Source organism: Atlantibacter sp. RC6, assembly GCF_014193285.1.
Taxonomy (GTDB): domain Bacteria; phylum Pseudomonadota; class Gammaproteobacteria; order Enterobacterales; family Enterobacteriaceae; genus Atlantibacter.
In genome coordinates this window covers 849832-870489 of sequence record NZ_JACHZE010000001.1, presented here as the reverse complement: position 1 = coordinate 870489, position 20658 = coordinate 849832, and the positions used below count along the sequence as shown (strand labels likewise).

Genomic DNA, 20658 nt, shown 5'->3' with positions numbered 1-20658 from the left:
TATATGGTGAGTATTCTAGTAGGGAATCTTTTCAGAACAAGGGTTGATTTTGATGTTAATTTGCGGTTACGAAACCTGGTTTTTGGCTAAGTACAGGTGCCATAAGGCCTAAGGGCACTGTCAATAACTTAGAAAAAAATTTCAAAATTTGATCGAGTGCCGATTTCCTGGCCGCTACAGCAAATTGCGCAACACAATGCTGCGCAATCATGAGATCAAAAAGCTATGACTAAATCTGATTCCTGGCCTGGGTGTGCAACATGTAATTCACATCTACCCCTGGGCCAAGGCTGAAGCGATTGGTCAGCGGGTTAAAATGCAACCCGGTCATATGGCGCTCCTGAAGCGGCGTGTGATCGACCCAATTCAGCAGTTCGGCTGGCTTGATGAATTTCTTAATATCGTGCGTGCCTTTCGGCACCATGCGCAGAATGTACTCCGCACCGACTACCGCCATCAGCCAGGATTTGCCGTTGCGGTTGAGTGTGGAAAAGAACACATGGCCGCCGGGCTTCACCAGTTGGGCGCAGGCGTTAACCACCGAGGCCGGGTCCGGCACGTGCTCGAGCATCTCCATGCAGGTCACCACGTCATACTTCTGCGGGTGCGCCGCCGCATGCTCTTCCACGGTTTCCTGCACGTAATCCACCGCCACGCCGCTTTCCAGCGCGTGCAGACGCGCCACCTGCAACGGCTCTGCGCCCATATCCAACCCGGTCACTTTCGCGCCCTGGCGCGCCATGCTCTCGCTCAGGATGCCGCCGCCGCAGCCGACGTCCAGCACGGTTTTCCCGAACAGGCCGCCTGCGCGCTCGGTGATATAGCCGAGGCGTAGCGGGTTGATGCGGTGCAGGGGCTTGAACTCGCCTTCGGTGTCCCACCATTGCGAGGCCACGGCTTCAAATTTGGCGATTTCGCCCCGATCGACGTTATGCCCGACCGGCGGTTTTTCGGCATTCATCAGCGCTATTACTCCTTTCGTTTCAATTCTCCGGAGTATAACAGGCGAGGGCGGCTAATAAACCCTCCGCAATGGTCATTCGACTTACCGGAATCAGGCGCACTGTGTTATAATTTCCGACCTTTGATTCCGGGACACAGTAGAGGGATAACGGTCAGATGAGCGACCTTGCCAGAGAAATTACACCGGTCAACATTGAGGAAGAGCTGAAGAGCTCCTATCTGGATTACGCGATGTCGGTTATTGTCGGCCGCGCGCTTCCGGACGTCCGAGATGGCCTGAAACCGGTACACCGTCGCGTACTTTACGCCATGAACGTTTTGGGCAATGACTGGAATAAAGCCTACAAAAAATCCGCGCGTGTCGTGGGTGACGTCATCGGTAAATACCACCCCCATGGTGACTCCGCGGTTTATGACACTATCGTTCGTATGGCGCAGCCGTTTTCCCTGCGTTATATGCTGGTCGACGGCCAGGGTAACTTCGGTTCCATCGACGGCGACTCTGCGGCGGCGATGCGTTATACCGAAATCCGCCTGGCGAAAATCGCCCATGAGCTGATGGCCGATCTCGAAAAAGAGACGGTCGATTTCGTCGATAACTATGACGGCACGGAAAAAATCCCTGACGTCATGCCGACCAAAATTCCTAACCTGTTGGTTAACGGCTCCTCCGGTATCGCGGTGGGCATGGCGACCAACATTCCGCCGCACAACCTCACCGAGGTGATCAACGGCTGCCTGGCCTATATCGATGATGAAGACATCAGCGTTGAAGGCCTGATGGAACACATTCCGGGCCCCGATTTCCCGACTGCCGCTATTATCAATGGTCGTCGCGGTATTGAAGAGGCGTACCGTACCGGTCGCGGCAAAATCTATATTCGCGCCCGCGCGGAAGTAGAAGTGGACGCGAAATCCGGCCGTGAAACCATCATCGTTCATGAAATTCCCTATCAGGTGAACAAAGCGCGCCTGATCGAGAAGATCGCCGAACTGGTGAAAGACAAACGCGTTGAAGGCATCAGCGCGCTGCGCGACGAGTCTGATAAAGACGGGATGCGCATCGTCATTGAAATCAAACGCGACGCGGTGGGCGAGGTGGTGCTGAACAACCTCTACTCCCAGACTCAGCTTCAGGTCTCTTTCGGTATCAACATGGTGGCGCTGCACCATGGCCAGCCGAAGATCATGACCCTGAAAGAGATCCTGTCGGCGTTTGTGCGCCACCGCCGTGAAGTGGTGACCCGTCGTACCATTTTCGAACTGCGTAAAGCGCGCGACCGTGCGCACATCTTAGAAGCGCTGGCGATTGCCCTGGCGAACATCGACCCGATTATCGAGCTGATTCGCCGTGCGCCGACCCCGGCGGAAGCGAAAGCGGGCCTGATCGCCCAGGCGTGGGATCTGGGCAACGTGAAAGCGATGCTGGAAGGCGCAGGCGACGATGCGGCGCGTCCGGAATGGCTGGAGCCGGAATTCGGTATTCGCGACGGCAAATACTGGCTGACCGAGCAGCAGGCCCAGGCGATCCTTGACCTGCGTCTGCAAAAGCTTACCGGCCTTGAGCATGAAAAACTGCTCGATGAATACAAAGAGCTGCTGACCCAGATCGCCGAACTGCTGCATATTCTCGGCAGCGCCGACCGTCTGATGGAAGTGATCCGCGAAGAGCTGGAGCAGGTGCGCGATCTGTTCGGCGACAACCGCCGTACCGAAATCACCGCCAACAGCGCCGATATCAATATCGAAGATCTGATCAGCCAGGAAGACGTGGTCGTTACCCTGTCGCATCAGGGCTACGTGAAGTATCAGCCGCTGTCTGATTACGAAGCGCAGCGCCGCGGCGGTAAAGGTAAATCTGCCGCGCGCATCAAAGAAGAAGACTTTATTGACCGCCTGCTGGTGGCCAACACCCATGACACCATCCTGTGCTTCTCCAGCCGGGGCCGTTTGTACTGGATGAAGGTTTACCAGCTGCCGGAAGCGAGCCGTGGGGCGCGTGGCCGTCCGATCGTCAACCTGCTGCCGCTGGAAGCCAACGAACGTATCACCGCGATCCTGCCGGTGCGCGAGTACGCTGAAGGCGTCAACGTGTTTATGGCGACCGCCAGCGGCACCGTCAAGAAGACCGCGCTTAAAGAGTTCAGCCGTCCGCGTACCGCGGGCATCATCGCCGTTAACCTTAACGAAGGCGATGAGCTGATTGGCGTGGATCTGACCTCCGGCAGCGATGAAGTGATGCTGTTCTCCGCGCAAGGCAAAGTGGTGCGCTTTAAAGACGACGCGGTGCGTCCGATGGGCCGTACCGCCACCGGCGTACGCGGTATCCGTCTGATGGACGGCGACAGCGTGGTCTCGCTGATCGTACCGCGCGGCGAAGGCGCTATCCTGACCGTGACGCAAAACGGCTACGGTAAGCGCACGGCGGCGGATGAGTATCCGACCAAGTCGCGCGCCACCAAAGGCGTTATCTCCATCAAAGTCACCGAGCGTAACGGGCCGGTGGTTGGCGCGGTTCAGGTCGATGATTGCGACCAGATCATGATGATCACCGATGCGGGCACCCTGGTGCGTACCCGCGTATCGGAAATCAGCGTGGTGGGCCGTAACACCCAGGGCGTGATCCTGATCCGTACCGCGGAAGATGAAAACGTAGTCGGCCTGCAACGCGTTGCCGAGCCGGTGGATGACGAAGAGCTGGACAGCATCGACGGCAGCGTCGCGGAAGGTGATGATGAAATCACGCCGGAAGCGGACAACGACGACGATGCGGCTGACGACGCTGAAGAGTAATCGTTAGCAGCCAGTAACAACAGGGGCCGGATAATCCGGCCCTTTTTTTGTCTATTGAAAACTCCCGGCCAGGCGGGAGGGTCGTAAAGCTTTCAGCTTTAACCCAGTTATAAAAACCTCTTATCAGATCCCCATATGTTCACGCGCTTTGTCACCATAAAACCAGGTAAAAAAGGCGCCCATTCCAAGAAAAAAACCTATGCATATTACAAACAGTAAAATAGTTAACCAGCCTGATATTTCTTCACCCTCCTCGCCGAAACTACAACAAGTCAAAAAAATAGCTAAAAGGAGCATCAATCCGGCAATGCCACCAACTTCCCACGGCGTCGTATATCTTTTTTCCATGGGATAATCCGGCTGGCTGGTTAACCGGGATGGTAATGCTGTCATAGAAAATTTGTTCTGTTCTGATACAGCGACCAGTTGGTCGCCCTGTGCGTATGTCACCGCATCTGACGCCAGCGCCAGCATCAGCCACTGGTACCCGGCAGAACTTTCTCCAAGCGACATTTCAAGCTCCAGCTTGTCCAACACCACTTTTTTTTCATCCAGTACTTCCAGCAGCGGATACTTCTCCGTGCGGGATAATCCGGTATACCAAAGCCGCCGGGGTTTGCCGACGTTTGCCGTCCTCAGATAGACAGGGACTTTGTTTTCAACGTCTGTCACGCCCGTCATTGGTTGGTAAAGGTAGACCGGTTTTGCTGCTTCCGTTTCAACGTAATAGTTCGTGAGAAGCAGCGCCGTGGCGTTTTCCATCCACGTAGATTCCCCTTCATCCGGGTGTAGGTCTACTATGATAAGCAGGCGGTGAACAACGTAAGTGCCTGCCCACTCTATCCATTCCGTTATCTGGGTAAAGTCCGGGCACTCCGGCAAAAACGTTATTTTTTCGGCGGTAATTGACAGTCGTTGAAACACACGACGGAGTTCATCGCCACAGTACTCATCCCCACCGCGTACCCACACGAGCGTTTCAAGCTGCCGGTACAGAGCAATTTTGTCTACCAGCGGTGCCAACACACTAATGAATGCCTGCCCGGCCCGTGTGAAATCAAACGATTCATCCAGTTCGATCTTTAACGGCATTTTGGCGGCCAGCGGAAATTCTCCTTCCAGTTTCAGCATATTCAGCGCCAGTTCTCTGGTTGCCTTTGGCGGGGTCAGCAACGACCAGCCAGCAAGAATAATATTGCGCCTGGCATAGTTGACAACGTTGTATTCCTGACGCGCGGCAATCAGTAACCGCGTTTCGGTGTAGTGCCTGAGCCCGTGATAGGTAAGACTTAATGCCTGCACTAGAAAGGTCACAACTACGACAGGTATGATCACGGACTGGATGAGAAAGTCGAAATCGACATGTTTATTACCCGGCCATGTGACAGCCCGGATAGCAATACAAATAACCACGACGATCACATATAAAATAAAAACCGCCAGCCAGGGATAGTCTTCTTTAAATTCATCCTGCTTAGAGTACAACCACCAGTTCATAACACAGCCCCCGCAACAGGTAGCGTGGTCCGGATAGCACAACCACACGCCGCTTTACAGCCATCCACCACCACACCCCGGCCATGCATCGTCCAGGTCGGGTGACATTCGTTGATAGGGAACGTCCCCTTATGCTCCATACACGTCACTTCGTCGCCTTTCAGAGCCACAGGCAGGCCCATAAATTGCGCGCCGGATGCCTTAATCACTTTCCCGCCGCTTACCAGCGGGTCATTGAGTCGAATTACGCCGTTCATTAGTATCCTTTCCTTCCTGCATCCATATCGCAACGCATATGGTCCCAGCCGGTGTAGCCTTTTACTTCCGGGACTTTGTCAGGCTGATTTTGCCAACTGGTCTGAAGTTCCTGAACGGTCTCTTTGAGCCCTTGTTTAGTCATATAAACCATTCCCCAAGCCCACCCCGCAGTTCCGGGTTTTATATCTCTTTTTGTTCCATCCTCAAGCTCATATTGAATACCCGCCCCTCCAGGCAAAATACGCGGGTCATCAAACGGTTTTGACGACATATACAGCCGGTGTTTCGTCTGTAAAAAACCCTGATCATTGACGACTGTGAAAGACACTGCGTCTTCTGCGGGTGCTCTGTTATCGCCATTAGGCTCATTCCCCGATGGAGAAAAACCTATGGCTCTCCAAGTTTCACCATAGTCTTTCGACACAAGAAACCCATCCACCTCCCAGTTTGGGATAGCGATATAGCGCTCTGATGGGTGAATAAACTTACGGGTAAAGATTCGATAAAACTGAAAATAAGGCTGTGAGTGAATACCTCTCTTCGTATCCGTGTACCAAAGCTCACCTTCACAGTCCCAGCCTTTCAGCTCCAGATAACGGTGATCGTCAAAACGATAAACAACCTGCGTCGGCGGCTCTGAAGCCTTGCAACCTGCGGCCACCAGCAATGACGCCAGGGCAATACCTGCTGTACGTTTTATCTTCATTCTTGTCTTCCTGTCACAATTCCCACCACTCTTTAGCACCCGCAATCCCCAGTTCCCGGTCAGATTTTGCCTTCGGCATGTCCCATTGCAGATTTGCGACTTCCTGATTGCCCACAGCTAAATCACGGGACGGGATGATTTTTGTGGCATTGTTAAACTGGTTGACCACGCCAAAATCGCCTGGAGGTAACGCACCTTCTGGCTTGTTCATGAAATTTTTCGTTTCAGCAACAGGTAGCTTGCCTGTCCGGTAATATTCTTTGGTATCAACATTGCCATTCTGCGGGTCACGCCAGTCCGCACGGTGCAGCAGGCCTTCCCAGAATTTACCCGCTTTATAGTCGAACGCGCGGCACTGGCCGATTGCCAGGTCAAACGCCATCGCATGAGACGGGGCGTACTCGCTCGCCACAATAGAAGAATGCTGGCTGTAACTGACTGGATCTGCGTTCTTCCATTCCTTTTCCAGTTCGTCGCGGGGACGAAGCCAGGTCAGCGTGACGTTCAGAAAGTCCTTCGTTCCTGTCACCACCCCACGAATCACCCTTGTGTCATACCCGATACGCTCTTTCATTCCGAGTGTTTCGACCTTCAGCTCATCGTTTGTCAGTATATGGCCGTGACTCCAGCAGACGCCCTGGTAACGGCTGACAGCATAGGTGGCACTCTCTGTCAGTTTGATGGCATGGGCTTTTGCAGAATACGAAATGTAGGCATCCGGACTATCCGGATCGATGTAAGCGGTGTAAGGTTTATCGCTTGTTTTCGGATCGTTGTCGGGATGATTATTTTGCCCCTGGAGTGCAAAGATAAACGTCTCAGGCAGCTCTTCACCGTTCACGACAACACCTGATCCTGACGTGGGGTAACTGGTATTCGCGAGGCTGCTGTAATCCGCATCCCCCGTCATGCGCTTAGGCAAAGTAAACTCTTCTCCTGTCGGAGCCAGCCCTACCTCACCATGCTGATAAAAGACCCGCTGATATAAATTTGGAATATCGCCAGCGATAGTTTTGGGGATGCCCCGCCAGCCGAAACCCTGAACGTTTGTCAAAGACACAACACCATCATCAGGGCAGAAGTAGTTATAGACCTTACCGTTATTATTCCGGCAAAACCTGACGTCTTTGCGCAATGGATTATCGGACGGTTTACGCAGCGTGCAGGCCCCTTCCATTTCCTTCAGCGCAGCGTCATCAAGCACACCGCCTTTATAATGCGTTGCCATCAGCCGACAGAAATTTTTAAACGTATCCTGCCGGGCTTTATCTGTCTGGTGATGGCCGGGCTGAATATTTTCCGCGGTGCGGGATTCCAGTGAATACGGGGAATGATTCAGGATGACACAGTTCACCGGCTCATAATCTGCCTTCTTGACCAACATATTTGCCAGCATGGTTATGATGGTTCCCTGGCTGTGCGCCACGATATTGATTACATCGTCACGGGTTTCCTGCGTCTGGCGGATCTGAATAATCAAATCAGCAAGGCGCTGGGCAGCAAAAAACTGATAGATTCGGTGAGGGTTTTCATAGATGGGGTGAGTGTAATCCCCGTCATTCATATGCAGTGATGCAAATCCCGCAGCCGCCAGAGCCACACCTCCCGCCCCCGGTCCCAGCATATCGGGAATGTTGGTTGTGGCGTTCGCGAAGGTGCCGCCCCCTTTGGCAAAGTTAGCGTCCAGCGCATTACCAAAGTTATCGTTCTGGTACTTAAACGCGCCTTTTCCGTCATTACCCAGATCGGCTTTTTTATCCCCGTTATCTTCCTGATAAGCATCGTACGGCAGATGAGTCTGGTCCTTCAGCTTACCCACTTCATCACGATAGCGCTTCTGATCTGCAACATAATCCGCATGCGTGACCGGCTTATACCCCCAGTAAAACGGGATAACCGGTGAGCGGCCGGGATGGGTAATTCTGTACTCCCCCCATTCATGGGTGTAAAGGTCTGTGCGGCCAAGACGTTTACTCAGGCCCGCGATAATGCCCTTCTCCTGGTTCTGGTACGCTTCGCCTACATCATTCACGCCGTGGACCAGAATAACGATCCCCGGCATCGGGCGCGGTACGCCCACACGGCGAGTCTGAGCAACTTCCCCTAAATCCCTGTGTACAGGAATATCCCCTTCTGATATTACCCGTGGCGCATACGGGCTTTTCCTGGCTTCCGTCATTACAGTAACTCCATTTTGTAGGTATCCAGGTCATCGGCATCGAGTAACGATGAATGACCGTTGCTGTCCGTAACACCCTCAACCACGTTTCCGGTCGAACTGGTCAGTCTGAATTTTTTGTTCGCGAGAATTTGCTCCGGGTCGTCTCCGGCGTGCAGCTGGTAGCGGAGTTTAAACGCGCCCTTATTGAACGGCGGGACCGTGACCTGCGCGCTTTCCGGGCCGTCATATTTCAGATTGGGTCCTTTCAGTTCGATTCCCGTTGGCGAAAAGAGAGTGACCAGTCCGTTAGGGCTGATACGGATCCCTCCACCGCCGCAGACCAGCTGTATGCCCTGTTTGGCGCTGCCGTTCAGTTGCCCGGCGGTACTTGCCATCGTGAAATCTTTCTGTGAGAGCATGTGCATGGCGCCGCGCTGGGCCTGCGTGGTGATATCCCCGGCACCGGCAATCATCTGAATGCCGAGCTTGCGGGCGAACAGCGAAAGTTTTTCCCCCACGGCCAGCGAGAATTTTTTCACCACGTTCACGCTGGCATTCTGACCTGCCGTGGCGATCAAATCCTTGCCTGCGGAAAGTTGCAGGCTTTGCGGACTAACGTGCGCCGCTCCTTTTTCGGCATACGCCAGAATGCCCGGCCCGGTTAGTTGGCTCAGCACCTGGGCCAGTTGGTTTTGCCGATCGGTTTCCACATTCCCGGCCCCGGCCGTTGCCGCGCTTTGTTGCAGGGTCATCGCCAGCAACAATGCTTTTTCCAGCTGCGCGATGGCGGCCGTCATATCCAGCTGTTGACCCTGCGCGCGGGGCTGGGCCTCTGTGGTAATGAGCACTCCTTTGGCGGCACGCAGCGCCATCCAGTCATCGGTGCGGGCTTCGACGCCTTCCCCGCGCTTTTTCCCCGTAGCATCGACCAGGTGGCCGACGCTGACCTGGCCCTTACCGTACTCCGTAGAAATCTTGATATGTTCCTGACCGCGGCGGTCCTCAAGGCGGATTTTGTTCGAGGCTGCCGTGCGAATGACGTTGCGGGTATCGTTGCGGTTTGTGACCAGATCGGGGTGGCTGCCGTCATGCATCACATGTGCAATAAAAGGCCTGTCCGGGTCGCCGCCTTCAAAGGCTACTGCCACCTCTGTCCCGTCCAGCAACGGGAAGTGAAAACCAAACACATCCCCACCGTAGGGTCTGCCCAGGCGCATCAGCGCACTTTCAAAACCGTCACGTTTTTCATCGAGATCAAAATCAAATTTCACGCGGTAGCGGCCCTGCGCATCGACTCCGGCATAGGTGTGATCGTGATTGATGGCCGCCACGCGGCCGGGCACGGTTCCGGCTATTACCGGGCGCGGCAGATAGTCCGGACGGTAGCTGTAGCCGTTCAGATAAGGGATGCCCTTCAGGATGGCGAGGTAGTGCTGTGCGCGGCTGCCGGAGAGCGTCATCATGGTGACAACGAATCCAGGTTTAAACCCGGCAGGAATATTCCCGGTCGGGTGAAACATCACACCAGGCAACAGTTCCGGATCGCTGGTCGTTACCCCCAGCACGCTCTGTTTGTTCAGCAAACGTTCATAGCGCAGGCGCGCGTAAAACGAGGCTGTTTCCGCCTCCTGCCCATAAAAGTCGCCAGCAGTCAGAAAGTGATCGGCGTAATGATACTGTTTGCCGCTGGTTATCCCGTCAGGAATGTCGTTGTCGGTAATGGTTTTATCCGCCTGCGGAGAAAACGGATCGCGATAGTTGTAGGTGCGGACTAATACGTTTTCGGGAATAAGCTGGTAGTGCTCTTCGAGTTCGGTAACGTACTCTTCATGACCGGTCATGCCAGAATTACGGACGTATGGCAGCTTTTTATCGCTGAAAACGTAGCGGTGCCCTCCATCTCCAAAAATCACCACCGTTTCGCCCGGTACCTTGTCGTGGTTTTCAAAGCGGAACCAGATTCCGATCTCAGCCAGCAAACGGCGGATAAACTGAAGATCGGTTTCCTTCCACTGGATTACCATTTCCCTGCTGGGGTAACTGCGATTCAGCTGGTCAAAATCAATATTGTAGCCTTCGAAATGCCCGCTCTCCTTCATCAACTGACTGACGAGTGCAGGTACAGTGATATTCATGTACACGGCCGAGCGGTAATTCCGGTCCAGCAATGCCAGCTCATGTTCCAGTACACACTCATACAGGGTTTCATCAGCGGATGATTTCAGACGGGAAAATGACGTGATTATTCCGTTAATCTGGCGCACCGGCAGCCAGGGCTGCTGATTGTGCCAGCCTGCTTTCGGATTCGGGGCACGCAGAATAAATTCCGCCATCTGATAGAGGACATCGTTGACTGCAATGTCCGGTGTTGGGCTGGTAAAGCGGATGGTGTAGCGGTAGGGCTTACTGAGTTCTTCTTCCCCGGTAAAAGAGTGAACATCCGGTAAAACAAATTTGCTTTGGGGAAAATACAGTAAATAACGGTTTAACGTATTCTGTTGTTGAACAGTATCTGATTGTCCTGCCATCACAAAATATCCTTTTGATAAACGATTACGATCCCTCAAAAAATAATACGCCTATAGATTATTAATTAAAGTGCCATTTCATGACGCAGGGCAGGGTATTACGAAATATATTTCATATATTAAAATAATAAATAAAATAAAAAGATTCACAAGCGGAATAAAAAGGTTGGAGAATGATGCCCGGCCTGGATATAACAGTCACTGGAAAGCAATTAAGCACCTTGCCTGGCAGAGTTAATAAAGGTACGGGGACGCTTAACGCCAGTTTGTTAAATATTAAATGTATATAAATTCATAAATATATTCAGAAGGGCAATTAAGGAATCAGGTTTTCCGCCCTGTTGCTCTTCATCAGAGGCCCGAATTATCCAGCCTTATTTACTTAAGTGATCAGCATTACGGCTTTGCCGAAAGATATTTAATTCATCCTTTCAACAACCATTGCAATGCCTTGCCCGCCGCCGATGCACAGCGTCGCCAGACCAAGAGTTTTATCGCGCGCCGCCAGCGCATGGAGCAGGGTAACCAAAATGCACGCGCCGCTGGCTCCAATAGGGTGGCCCAGCGCGATCGCCCCGCCGTTGACATTAACCTTCTCCATATCGAAATCCAGCAACTGGCCGGCGGCAAAGGACTGCGCGGCGAAGGCTTCATTGGTCTCGAACAAATCAATATCCGCCAGCGACAACCCGGTTTGCTGCAACACGTTTCGCGTGGCAGGCACTGGACCGAGGCCCATCATCGACGGCGCAACGCCGCCGCTGGCATAGCCGCGAATACGGGCCAGCGGCGTTAAGCCCGCCGCCCGCGCGACATCTTCCGCCATTACCACCAGCGCCGCCGCGCCGTCGTTAATTCCAGAGGCGTTTCCGGCGGTTACGGTGCCGCTTTTATCAAAAGCCGGTCGCAGCGATGACAGGCCATCCAGAGTTGTACCCGCTTTGGGGAACTCATCGACGGCAAACTGGATTTCCGTTTTACGGTTTTTCACCGTCACCGGTATGATTTCCCGGGCGAATGCACCTGATTCAATCGCAGTCTGCGCCTTTTGTTGGGAATGCAGCGCGGCTTGATCCTGCATCGCGCGCGTGATGCCGTGGGCTTTAGCGACGTTTTCCGCCGTAATGCCCATATGGTAGCCCTCAGTGGCGCATATAAGGCCATCACGCAGAATCACATCCGAAAGCTCACCGTCGCCCAGCCGGTAACCCCAGCGTGCTTTGGCATTTAACAGATACGGCGCCTGGCTCATGTTCTCCATACCGCCCGCCCTTCGTTATCCACCACGTACCCCATGGTCAGCACAGGGATGGAAACCATACAAATGGCCATCACAATAAGCTGGTTACGGAGTTTACGGGGAATCAGCGGCTTGAGAATCTTCCGTAAGTGTGAAAAGTGCACGGCTAAAAATCCCTGTCCCTGAGCAGTAAAAAACGATTATTATCGGAATTCCGCGCCGTTTCCCGGCTGGTGTTCAAAATACAGACAAACACTGAAGATTGCGGCTCTGGCGTTTTACGGCTACCTTAACGGCATTATTTCTTTTACTACCTGCCACAGCGACCGGAACCACTTTGAAATACTTCGTCTCCTTTCGCACCACGCTGAAAGTTTCTCGCTATCTGTTTCGCGCCCTGGCGTTATTGCTATGGCTGCTGATCATGCTGTTTTCCGTGTTTTATATTGTCAGCGCCCTGCATGACAAAGAGTCGGAAATCCGCCAGGAATTTAACCTGAGTTTCGATCAGGCCCAGCGCTATATTCAGCGCACCTCGGATGTGATGAAGGAGCTGAAGTATATTGCCGAAAACCGGCTCAATACGCCGGACGGGGCGCTGTTAAGCGCGGGCAAGCGCGATGCCAGCGCGGAAATCCCGGCGTTTATGCCGCTGTGGTCGGATTCCGACTGTACCGCCATGAGCAACGCGTGGCGCGGCTCGCTGCAATCCATGTCGTGGTTTTTACGCTACTGGCGGGATAACTTTTCAGCGGCCTATGATTTAAACCGCGTGTTCCTGATCGGCACTGAAAACCTTTGCATGGCGAATTTCGGCCTGCGTGATCGCCCGGTAGAGCGCGACGGCATTCTGAAATCGTTTCATGACCGGATCGTGAAATACCGCAACCAGCCACAAGATGAGCGCACCAACGGTCTGTACTGGATAGGGCAGGGGCCGCGTCCCGGCGTGGGCAATTTCTACGCCATCACCCCGGTCTATCTCGCCAATCGCCTGCAGGCTTTGTTAGGCACCGAGCAGACCATCCGTGTAGAGAACTTTTTCACCCCCGGCAGCCTGCCGATGGGCGTGACTATCCTGGATGAAAACAGCCATCCGCTGATTTCGTTGACCGGCCCGGAAACCCGCATTGTCCCCGATCCGCGCTGGGTGCAGGATCGCGCCTGGTTTGGCTATACCGCAGGCTTTAAGGAGCTGATCCTCAAAAAGAACCTGCCGCCGTCTTCCCTGAGCATCGTCTATTCGGTGCCGGTGGATATGGTGCTGGAGCGCATCCGGATGCTGATTTTGAACGCCGTGCTGCTCAACGTACTGGTGGGGATTGTGCTGTTTACCCTGGCGCGGATGTATGAGCGGCGGATTTTTATTCCGGCGGAAGTGGATGCCCAGCGCCTGGAAGAGCATGAGCAGTTTAACCGCAAAATCGTCGCCTCCGCGCCGGTGGGGATCTGTATTCTGCGTACCCAGGATGGGTCGAATATCCTCAGTAACGAGCTGGCGCACAACTATCTCAATATGCTGACCCACGAGGACCGGCAGCGGCTGACGCAGATTATTTGCGGCCAGCAGGTTAACTTTGTCGACGTGTTGACCAGTAATAATACCAATCTGCAAATTAGCTTTGTGCATTCCCGCTATCGCAACGAAAACGTGGCGATCTGCGTGCTGGTGGACGTGTCGGCGCGCGTCAAAATGGAAGAGTCGTTGCAGGATATGGCCCAGGCGGCGGAGCAGGCCAGCCAGTCGAAATCCATGTTCCTCGCCACCGTCAGCCATGAGTTGCGTACGCCGCTGTACGGGATTATCGGCAACCTCGATTTGCTGCAGACCAAAGCCCTGCCGAAAGGCGTGGACCGTCTGGTCACCGCGATGAACAACTCCTCCAGCCTGCTGCTGAAGATCATTAGCGATATTCTCGACTTCTCGAAAATTGAATCCGAGCAGTTGAAAATTGAGCCGCGCGAATTCTCGCCGCGTGAGCTGATGAGCCACGTTACCGCCAACTATTTACCGCTGGTGGTGCGCAAGCAGCTCGGCCTGTACTGCTTTATCGAGCCGGACGTGCCGCTGGAGCTACAGGGCGATCCCATCCGCATCCAACAGGTGATTTCCAACCTGCTGAGCAACGCCATCAAATTTACCGACGTTGGCTGCATTGTGCTGCATGTTGATCAGGCCGATGGCTATCTGCGCTTTCGGGTGCGCGATACCGGCGTCGGCATCCCGGCGAAAGAGGTGGTGAAGCTGTTCGATCCGTTCTTCCAGGTGGGAACCGGCGTGCAGCGAAACTTCCAGGGCACCGGGCTGGGCCTCGCGATTTGTGAAAAGCTCACCACCATGATGGATGGCGATATCGCCATCGATACCGAGCCAGGCCTCGGCAGCCAGTTTACGGTGCGTATCCCGCTGTATAAAGCGCAGGCCGCGCCGGAGGATGGCGTCGAGGGTCTGAAGGATAAACGCTGCTTGCTGGCGGTGCGCAATGCCTCTCTGCAAAGCTACCTGGAATCATTGCTGGAGCATAGCGGCATCCGCACTCAGCGTTATCAGGGGCAGCGGGCTGATGTCGATGACGTGTTGATTACCGACGATGTGCTCGACGGCGAGTGGGAAGGGCGGGCGACCATTGTCTTTAGCCGTCGCCATATTGGCGTACCCTTTGAACAAAGCCCCGGCGTTTGGCTGCAAAGCGTGGCGGCGCCGCACGATCTGATTGCCCTGCTGGGCCGTATTTACAGTATTGATGTCGGCGCGACGGGGATAAACGGCGCGCTGCCAGCACCAACCGGCGCCAGCGAGCAGAATGATGACATGATGATCCTGGTGGTGGACGATCATCCGATCAACCGCCGCCTGCTGGCCGATCAGCTGGGATCGCTGGGCTACCAGTGTAAAACCGCCAACGACGGCGTCGACGCGCTCAGCGTGCTGGCGAAGAACTCTATCGATATTGTGCTCAGCGACGTCAACATGCCGAATATGGACGGTTATCGCCTGACGCAGCGTATCCGCCAGCTTGGGTTGTCCCTGCCGGTGGTGGGTGTGACGGCGAATGCGTTAGCGGAAGAGAAGCAGCGCTGTATTGAATCCGGGATGGACAGCTGTTTGTCGAAACCGGTCACCCTCGACGTGCTGAAGCAGACGCTGGCACTGTACGCGGAGCGGGTGCGCAAAGCGCGCAAATAAAGCAGATAAAAAAATGCCCTCCATCGGAGGGCATTGTGATAATTACTCTTTATCGGATGGCGCGAGCGTCACCGATGAGAGGTAGTTGAGCAGGGCGATGTCGTTATCAACGCCCAGTTTCATCATCGCCGACTTCTTCTGGCTACTGATGGTCTTGATACTGCGGTTAAGCTTTTTAGCAATCTCGGTCACCAGGAAGCCTTCGGCAAACAGACGCAGCACTTCGCTCTCTTTAGGTGACAGGCGTTTGTCGCCGTAGCCGCTGGCGCTGATTTTCTCCAGCAGGCGGGAGACGCTTTCCGGGGTGAATTTCTTGCCTTTTTGCAGGGCGGCCAGCGCTTTCGGCAGGTCCGTCGGCGCGCCTTGCTTCAGCACAATCCCTTCGATGTCCAGATCCAACACCGCGCTTAAAATCGCCGGGTTGTTATTCATCGTCAGCACGATGATAGACAGGTTCGGGAAATGGCGTTTGATGTACTTAATCAGCGTTATGCCATCACCGTATTTATCGCCCGGCATCGAGAGATCGGTGATTAACACGTGCGCGTCGAGCTTCGGCAAATTGTTGATCAGTGCTGTGGAATCTTCAAACTCGCCGACAACATTCACCCATTCGATCTGTTCCAGAGACTTGCGAATACCGAACAGTACAATCGGATGATCATCGGCAATAATTACGTTCATATTGTTCATGTAATAGGCTACCTTGCTACAGCAAGCGATTGACGTAGGCGTCAATGTCACTGATATCTTTTTCAATACCTGGAGCATCCTTCTCGCGAATATTATGCTCCAGCGTTTCACATAACTGCTTGCCGGGGACAAGATTGAGCATGGCGAACACCCCTTTCAGGCGGTGCGCCGTCTGAGCCAGCGCAGCAAAATCGCTTGTCGCTGCCTCAGTATACAATCTCTTCACATCGTCCGGTACTGTGTCGACAAACAGAGAATAATAGCCGCTGGCGTGAAGTTGCGCGTTTTCATCGCCGCCCAGAGGAGATTCCGGACTGGCTTCCTGCGCCAGTTGCTCTTCTATAAGTTGTAGCACTGCTTCCTGCAAAGCTGCGCTGATATTAAAATTAACCCGCAGTTTACCCGGAGCTAACCGCTGTACACGATCTTCATCATCGCTTAAAAGCAGACCGGTTGCTGTAAGATTTGACGGATTATCAGTTAAGAAAATATCAAACTCTTGACTTATCAACCGTTCGTCAGGGGTAATGCAACTTGCTCCCCAGCTTTCCAGCAGACGAACCACCACCGCGCGCACTTCATTAGAGGTAACGTCCACCATCGCGATGACATCATCCAGCAGACGCTCTTCGTCCTCCTCTTCCTTCGATTCCACCGCCATATTGAGATGCAGGGAATAACGCGTGCCAAGCTCGTTGCGGGATTTAATATTCAGATAACCGCCCAGCTGTTTTGCCAGTTGGTTACACAGATAAAAGGTTAGCCCATTGGCTTTACCGAAGCGATCGGCGGAGGTGTCGTTGAGGAACGGGAAATGCAGATTGTCGATTTCCTGCGCGGTCAGCCCCTGTCCGGTATTCAGAATGCGCAGGGTCAGGCGTTCGCTTGCCGACTCTTCCTGACTGACTTCCAGCGTGATCTTGCCGATATCGGTGGTCGTGACCGCGTACTGCAACAGCATCAACAGGATTTTTTTCAGCGCGCCGCGATCGCCGTAGCGGCTTTCATTCGCGGCCAGCTGATTTTTCACCAGCAGTTGCAGGCCTTTGCGCTTGGCGGCAGGCAGGACCTGCGGCACGACTTCATCAATCACTTCCTGGATAGAAAACTCACTCGGCATGGTTTTCCAGCTTTCGGTTTCCAGCAGGTTTAACAGCTGGATTTCATCCACCAGCCGCACGATCTCATCAGCCTGATTGATCAGTGCGCGGTTGTCGGCGCTGGCCGCCAGCCCGGCCTGCTCCGCCAGCTTGATCACCGGGGTCTTCAGGGCTTCGCCAATATGCTGCATAAAGGCTGCGCGGCCCTGCTGGTTTTTCTCATACAGGCGCTGCGCCTGTTTTAATTTCTTGTTGACCAGGATTTCCCGGTCCTGCTCGCGGATCACGAATATCTGGGTGCGCGGAACCACCTGGCTGCGGAACTGGCGGATTTCATACAGTTCATTATTGATGGTCGCCTGGATCACCCCCTGGTGCTGATCGGCCATCGCGGTAATGTTTTGCAGGTTTAAATGCGGCAACAGGTGATCGGCGATACCGTTGCTGATCAGCGTGCGGTTGGATTCAAGATCGTGTACCAGCAGGCCAAGCGGCAGCAGCGTGACGATCTCTTCATTCAGCGCGCGCAGCTTTTTCATCTCTCCCTGCCAGGAGTTGGGCGCGCTGTTTTCCACCTGGCGCGTCGGCTGGTTGCGGAAGGTGGTATAGCCGAACAGCGCCAGCGCCAGCAGGCCAATATTCAGCAGCAGCGGCAATAAGATATTTTGCAGCGTTTCCATCAGTAGCGTGCCAAACGGCACTTCCCAGACCAGCTTCAGATGGGTGGAGTTGAGCGGCGAGGTGATCTCAATACGCGAGCTGTTGAAGTTAATGGTTACGCTGTCCGGATCTTCCCGGTCGTTGCCGGTCTGGACGCTTTGCGTATTGTCCTGGTCGAGACGGAAGCTGTCCAGCGCCATGCCTGGCGGGATCAGATCGTTAATCGGTAAATCAAACGCCACCACTGTCGCCAGATGGCCTGGCTGGTTGAAAGTGGTGCGCAGGGTAAAGTAGTGGCCGTTCTGCCAGGCAAGGCGGCGCAGGGCGGAGAAACTTTCCCGCTCGTCCAGCGCGTTCGCCTGTTGCAGCATCTCCGCGCGGCGCGAATCAACAACATTGCTGATCGACCCCTCTTTAAAGCCGGTGGAGAGATCTTTCAGCGGCAGGGTGGAAACCAGGATCATGCTGTTATCCTGGCCGTTCAGATAATACATCGACCAGGGCACGTTTTCGGCACCCCATAAGGTATCCAGATAGTTAGAGATCCGCTGGGTCATCTCCAGCGTCGAACTGTCGTGAGAACCGAAAATCAGCGCTTCGGTTTTGCGGCGCGGTTTCTCAAGGTAATAGACGTCCTGACGCAGACGGGTTTCCTGCAACCCTTCATTCGCGGGCGAGGTGGACGGGGCGATATTGTCGTAAATCTGCCAGGTGGCGTAGCGGTAGGTATCAATACGCTTGTGCAGCGCATGGGTGATATCCACGATCTGGTAGCTCTTATCTTTAAGCCAGGTATTGACGGCGCTCTGAGTAATCACCCCCATGGTGACCAGTAAGACCACGATAAGCAGAAGAAAAAAGCGCGTGATGCTGCCCGGCATCAAAGAAAACTTGTTGGGGATCATTGTGTCTGACTGACTCATTATCGTGTGTTGTCCGCTGGCTAAAGGCGTAATAAAAAGCGTATAGCGTCGGTTCCGTGACGCGATTACCGTACCCGGCGGCAGGCGCGCGCGAAGATACCGACACCGCAGTATAAAGCGAACAGCGTGATTTTCCAGACCAGACAAGCGAAAGCGAGCGAACTGAGCAAACCAGCAGTGGAGAAAATAAGCGCGCAACAGGAGAAATAAGTTATGGGAATAAATATGTAAAACAGGAAGGTAAACGCAACGGTAATCGCACAAATAAACAAAGCGAAGCGGAGGATTTATTTTGCGTTAATTACGCAGGGTAAATCGATTCGCAAACGCGGCGGCATATAGCACAGTTTTATTCAACTAACGTAAAGAAGCGTAAAAAAAACCGGATGCGAGCATCCGGTAGAAATAGGGGTAAAACTGACATTCAGGATCGAATGACGGTAATAAATAAAGTTAATGATGATAGCGATATCTATTTTAGAGATGAAAGTGAAAAAGGTTTTATCATTCAGTGCGGTAAAAATCATTTTATAGTAAATCATTGTTATTTATGAAATAATGATATTTTTTGATTATCAGTGCGATTATTTTTAGCTATTCGTGCTAAAAAAAGTTCCCTGTTTTTTACATGTTGTTACACCTATCATGCAAAATGAAACACCTTAAAAGTTTTAGTATCATATTCGCATTGGATTAATCTGGATTTGTTTTGGACAATGGGTTCGCCGACTGATTAGAGGATTAATCAGTAAGCAGTGGTAATAAGAAAAGGCATATATAAAGGCATATAACAGAGGGTTAATAACATGAAAGTTAAAGTCCTGTCCTTATTGGTACCGGCGCTGTTAGTCGCGGGTGCTGCAAATGCGGCTGAAATTTATAACAAAGACGGCAACAAATTAGACCTGTACGGCAAAGTAGACGGTCTGCACTATTTCTCTGATGACGATGGCTCTGACGGCGATCAGACCTACATTCGTCTCGGCTTCAAAGGCGAAACCCAGGTTAACGATCAGATCACCGGTTACGGCCAGTGGGAATACCAGGTTCAGGGTAACACCTCTGAAAGCGAAAACGACGCCTGGACTCGTCTGGCGTTCGCCGGTCTGAAAGTGGGTGACGCAGGCTCTTTCGACTACGGTCGTAACTACGGCGTGGTTTACGACGTGACCTCCTGGACCGACGTTCTGCCGGAATTCGGCGGTGACACCTACGGTGCCGACAACTTCCTGCAATCCCGTGCTAACGGCGTTGCAACCTACCGTAACACCGACTTCTTCGGTCTGGTTGACGGCCTGAACTTCGCTCTGCAGTACCAGGGCAAAAACGGCAGCGTCAGCGGCGAAGACTTTGGCGGCCGTGGCGTGCTGAAACAGAACGGCGACGCTTACGGCGCGTCCATCACTTACGATCTGGGCGCTGGCTTCGGTATCGGTGGTGCGCTGTCCTCCTCCAAACGTACTGCTGACCAGAACAACCTGGCGGGTATCTACGGTAACGGCGACCACGCGGAAACCTACACTGGCGGCCTGAAATATGACGCCAACAACCTGTACCTGGCTGCGCAGTACACCCAGACTTACAACGCCACCCGTTTCGGCGGTGACTCCAGCGCGGCTGCCTACGGTTTTGCTGACAAAGCGCAGAACTTCGAAGTGGTTGCTCAGTACCAGTTCGACTTCGGCCTGCGTCCGTCCGTGGCTTACCTGCAGTCTAAAGGTAAAGACATCTCCAACGGCGTGAACAACTACGGCGATCAGGATCTGCTGAAATATGTTGATGTAGGCGCGACTTACTACTTCAACAAAAACATGTCCACCTACGTTGACTACAAAATCAACCTGCTGGACGACAACCGCTTCACCCGTGACGCGCGTATCGCCACTGACGATATCGTTGCGCTGGGCCTGGTTTACCAGTTCTAATCCCAACCTGTTGTATCAAGGGAG

11 protein-coding genes and 1 pseudogene are annotated in these 20658 nt (G+C 53.6%); 3 read left to right on the top strand and 9 right to left on the bottom strand.

The features are described from left to right. Positions 1–229: 229 nt before the first annotated feature. Positions 230–961 carry a bifunctional 2-polyprenyl-6-hydroxyphenol methylase/3-demethylubiquinol 3-O-methyltransferase UbiG gene (gene ubiG / locus FHW74_RS04145; RefSeq protein ID WP_183169276.1) on the bottom strand — a complete coding sequence of 244 codons (732 nt, stop codon included), beginning with the start codon at positions 959–961 and terminating at the stop codon, positions 230–232. Between the two features lie 158 nt (positions 962–1119). Here ubiG and gyrA point away from each other — a divergent pair, with 158 nt between their 5' ends. Continuing rightward, positions 1120–3756 carry a DNA topoisomerase (ATP-hydrolyzing) subunit A gene (gene gyrA, locus FHW74_RS04140; protein WP_183169275.1) on the top strand — a complete coding sequence of 879 codons (2637 nt, stop codon included), beginning with the start codon at positions 1120–1122 and terminating at the stop codon, positions 3754–3756. Between the two features lie 123 nt (positions 3757–3879). On the opposite strand, the gene FHW74_RS04135 is transcribed toward gyrA, so the two are convergent. The 6 genes and pseudogenes from FHW74_RS04135 to FHW74_RS04110 form a co-directional block, all read right to left on the bottom strand. After that, positions 3880–5253, bottom strand: a complete 1374-nt coding sequence (locus FHW74_RS04135; protein ID WP_183169274.1) for a hypothetical protein — start codon at positions 5251–5253, stop codon at positions 3880–3882. Further along, positions 5250–5510, bottom strand: a complete 261-nt coding sequence (locus tag FHW74_RS04130) for a PAAR domain-containing protein (protein WP_183169273.1) — start codon at positions 5508–5510, stop codon at positions 5250–5252. The genes FHW74_RS04135 and FHW74_RS04130 overlap by 4 nt, the downstream gene beginning before the upstream one ends. After that, positions 5510–6217, bottom strand: a complete 708-nt coding sequence (locus FHW74_RS04125; RefSeq protein WP_183169272.1) for a hypothetical protein — start codon at positions 6215–6217, stop codon at positions 5510–5512. Before FHW74_RS04125 ends, FHW74_RS04130 begins: the two co-directional genes overlap by 1 nt. A 13-nt stretch (positions 6218–6230) precedes the next feature. After that, positions 6231–8396 (bottom strand): hypothetical protein, encoded by a 2166-nt coding sequence (locus FHW74_RS04120; protein WP_183169271.1) that lies wholly within the window; start codon positions 8394–8396, stop codon positions 6231–6233. Beyond that, the gene (locus FHW74_RS04115) at positions 8396–10906 is read right to left on the bottom strand and encodes a type VI secretion system Vgr family protein (protein ID WP_183169270.1); all 2511 of its coding nucleotides are present in this window, start codon (positions 10904–10906) and stop codon (positions 8396–8398) included. Before FHW74_RS04115 ends, FHW74_RS04120 begins: the two co-directional genes overlap by 1 nt. A gap of 418 nt (positions 10907–11324) precedes the next feature. Next, a pseudogene (locus FHW74_RS04110) lies at positions 11325–12176 on the bottom strand (acetyl-CoA C-acyltransferase); the annotation flags it as partial. Positions 12177–12483: 307 nt separating this feature from the next. Here FHW74_RS04110 and rcsC point away from each other — a divergent pair. Continuing rightward, a complete protein-coding gene (gene rcsC / locus FHW74_RS04105; RefSeq protein WP_183169269.1) occupies positions 12484–15333 on the top strand; it encodes a two-component system sensor histidine kinase RcsC in 2850 nt (949 codons plus the stop codon). A 42-nt stretch (positions 15334–15375) separates the two neighbouring features. Here the strand turns inward: rcsC and rcsB are convergent, their stop codons facing one another. Both rcsB and rcsD read right to left on the bottom strand, forming a co-directional pair. Further along, complete coding sequence (rcsB, locus tag FHW74_RS04100; protein ID WP_002463361.1) at positions 15376–16026, bottom strand: response regulator transcription factor RcsB; 651 nt, start codon at positions 16024–16026, stop codon at positions 15376–15378. Positions 16027–16042: 16 nt separating this feature from the next. After that, complete coding sequence (gene rcsD, locus FHW74_RS04095) at positions 16043–18709, bottom strand: phosphotransferase RcsD (RefSeq protein WP_183169268.1); 2667 nt, start codon at positions 18707–18709, stop codon at positions 16043–16045. Positions 18710–19515: 806 nt separating this feature from the next. Between rcsD and FHW74_RS04090 the strand changes: the two genes are divergently transcribed. Beyond that, complete coding sequence (locus FHW74_RS04090) at positions 19516–20634, top strand: porin OmpC (RefSeq protein WP_183169267.1); 1119 nt, start codon at positions 19516–19518, stop codon at positions 20632–20634. Positions 20635–20658: the final 24 nt, after the last annotated feature.

Bases quoted from the DNA above. Each gene is read 5' to 3' on its own strand.
- ubiG (WP_183169276.1), bottom strand. From the start codon at position 961: ATGAATGCCGAAAAACCGCCGGTCGGGCATAACGTCGATCGGGGCGAA.
- gyrA (WP_183169275.1), top strand. From the start codon at position 1,120: ATGAGCGACCTTGCCAGAGAAATTACACCGGTCAACATTGAGGAAGAG.
- FHW74_RS04135 (WP_183169274.1), bottom strand. From the start codon at position 5,253: ATGAACTGGTGGTTGTACTCTAAGCAGGATGAATTTAAAGAAGACTAT.
- FHW74_RS04130 (WP_183169273.1), bottom strand. From the start codon at position 5,510: ATGAACGGCGTAATTCGACTCAATGACCCGCTGGTAAGCGGCGGGAAA.
- FHW74_RS04125 (WP_183169272.1), bottom strand. From the start codon at position 6,217: ATGAAGATAAAACGTACAGCAGGTATTGCCCTGGCGTCATTGCTGGTG.
- FHW74_RS04120 (WP_183169271.1), bottom strand. From the start codon at position 8,396: ATGACGGAAGCCAGGAAAAGCCCGTATGCGCCACGGGTAATATCAGAA.
- FHW74_RS04115 (WP_183169270.1), bottom strand. From the start codon at position 10,906: ATGGCAGGACAATCAGATACTGTTCAACAACAGAATACGTTAAACCGT.
- rcsB (WP_002463361.1), bottom strand. From the start codon at position 16,026: ATGAACAATATGAACGTAATTATTGCCGATGATCATCCGATTGTACTG.
- rcsD (WP_183169268.1), bottom strand. From the start codon at position 18,709: ATGAGTCAGTCAGACACAATGATCCCCAACAAGTTTTCTTTGATGCCG.
- FHW74_RS04090 (WP_183169267.1), top strand. From the start codon at position 19,516: ATGAAAGTTAAAGTCCTGTCCTTATTGGTACCGGCGCTGTTAGTCGCG.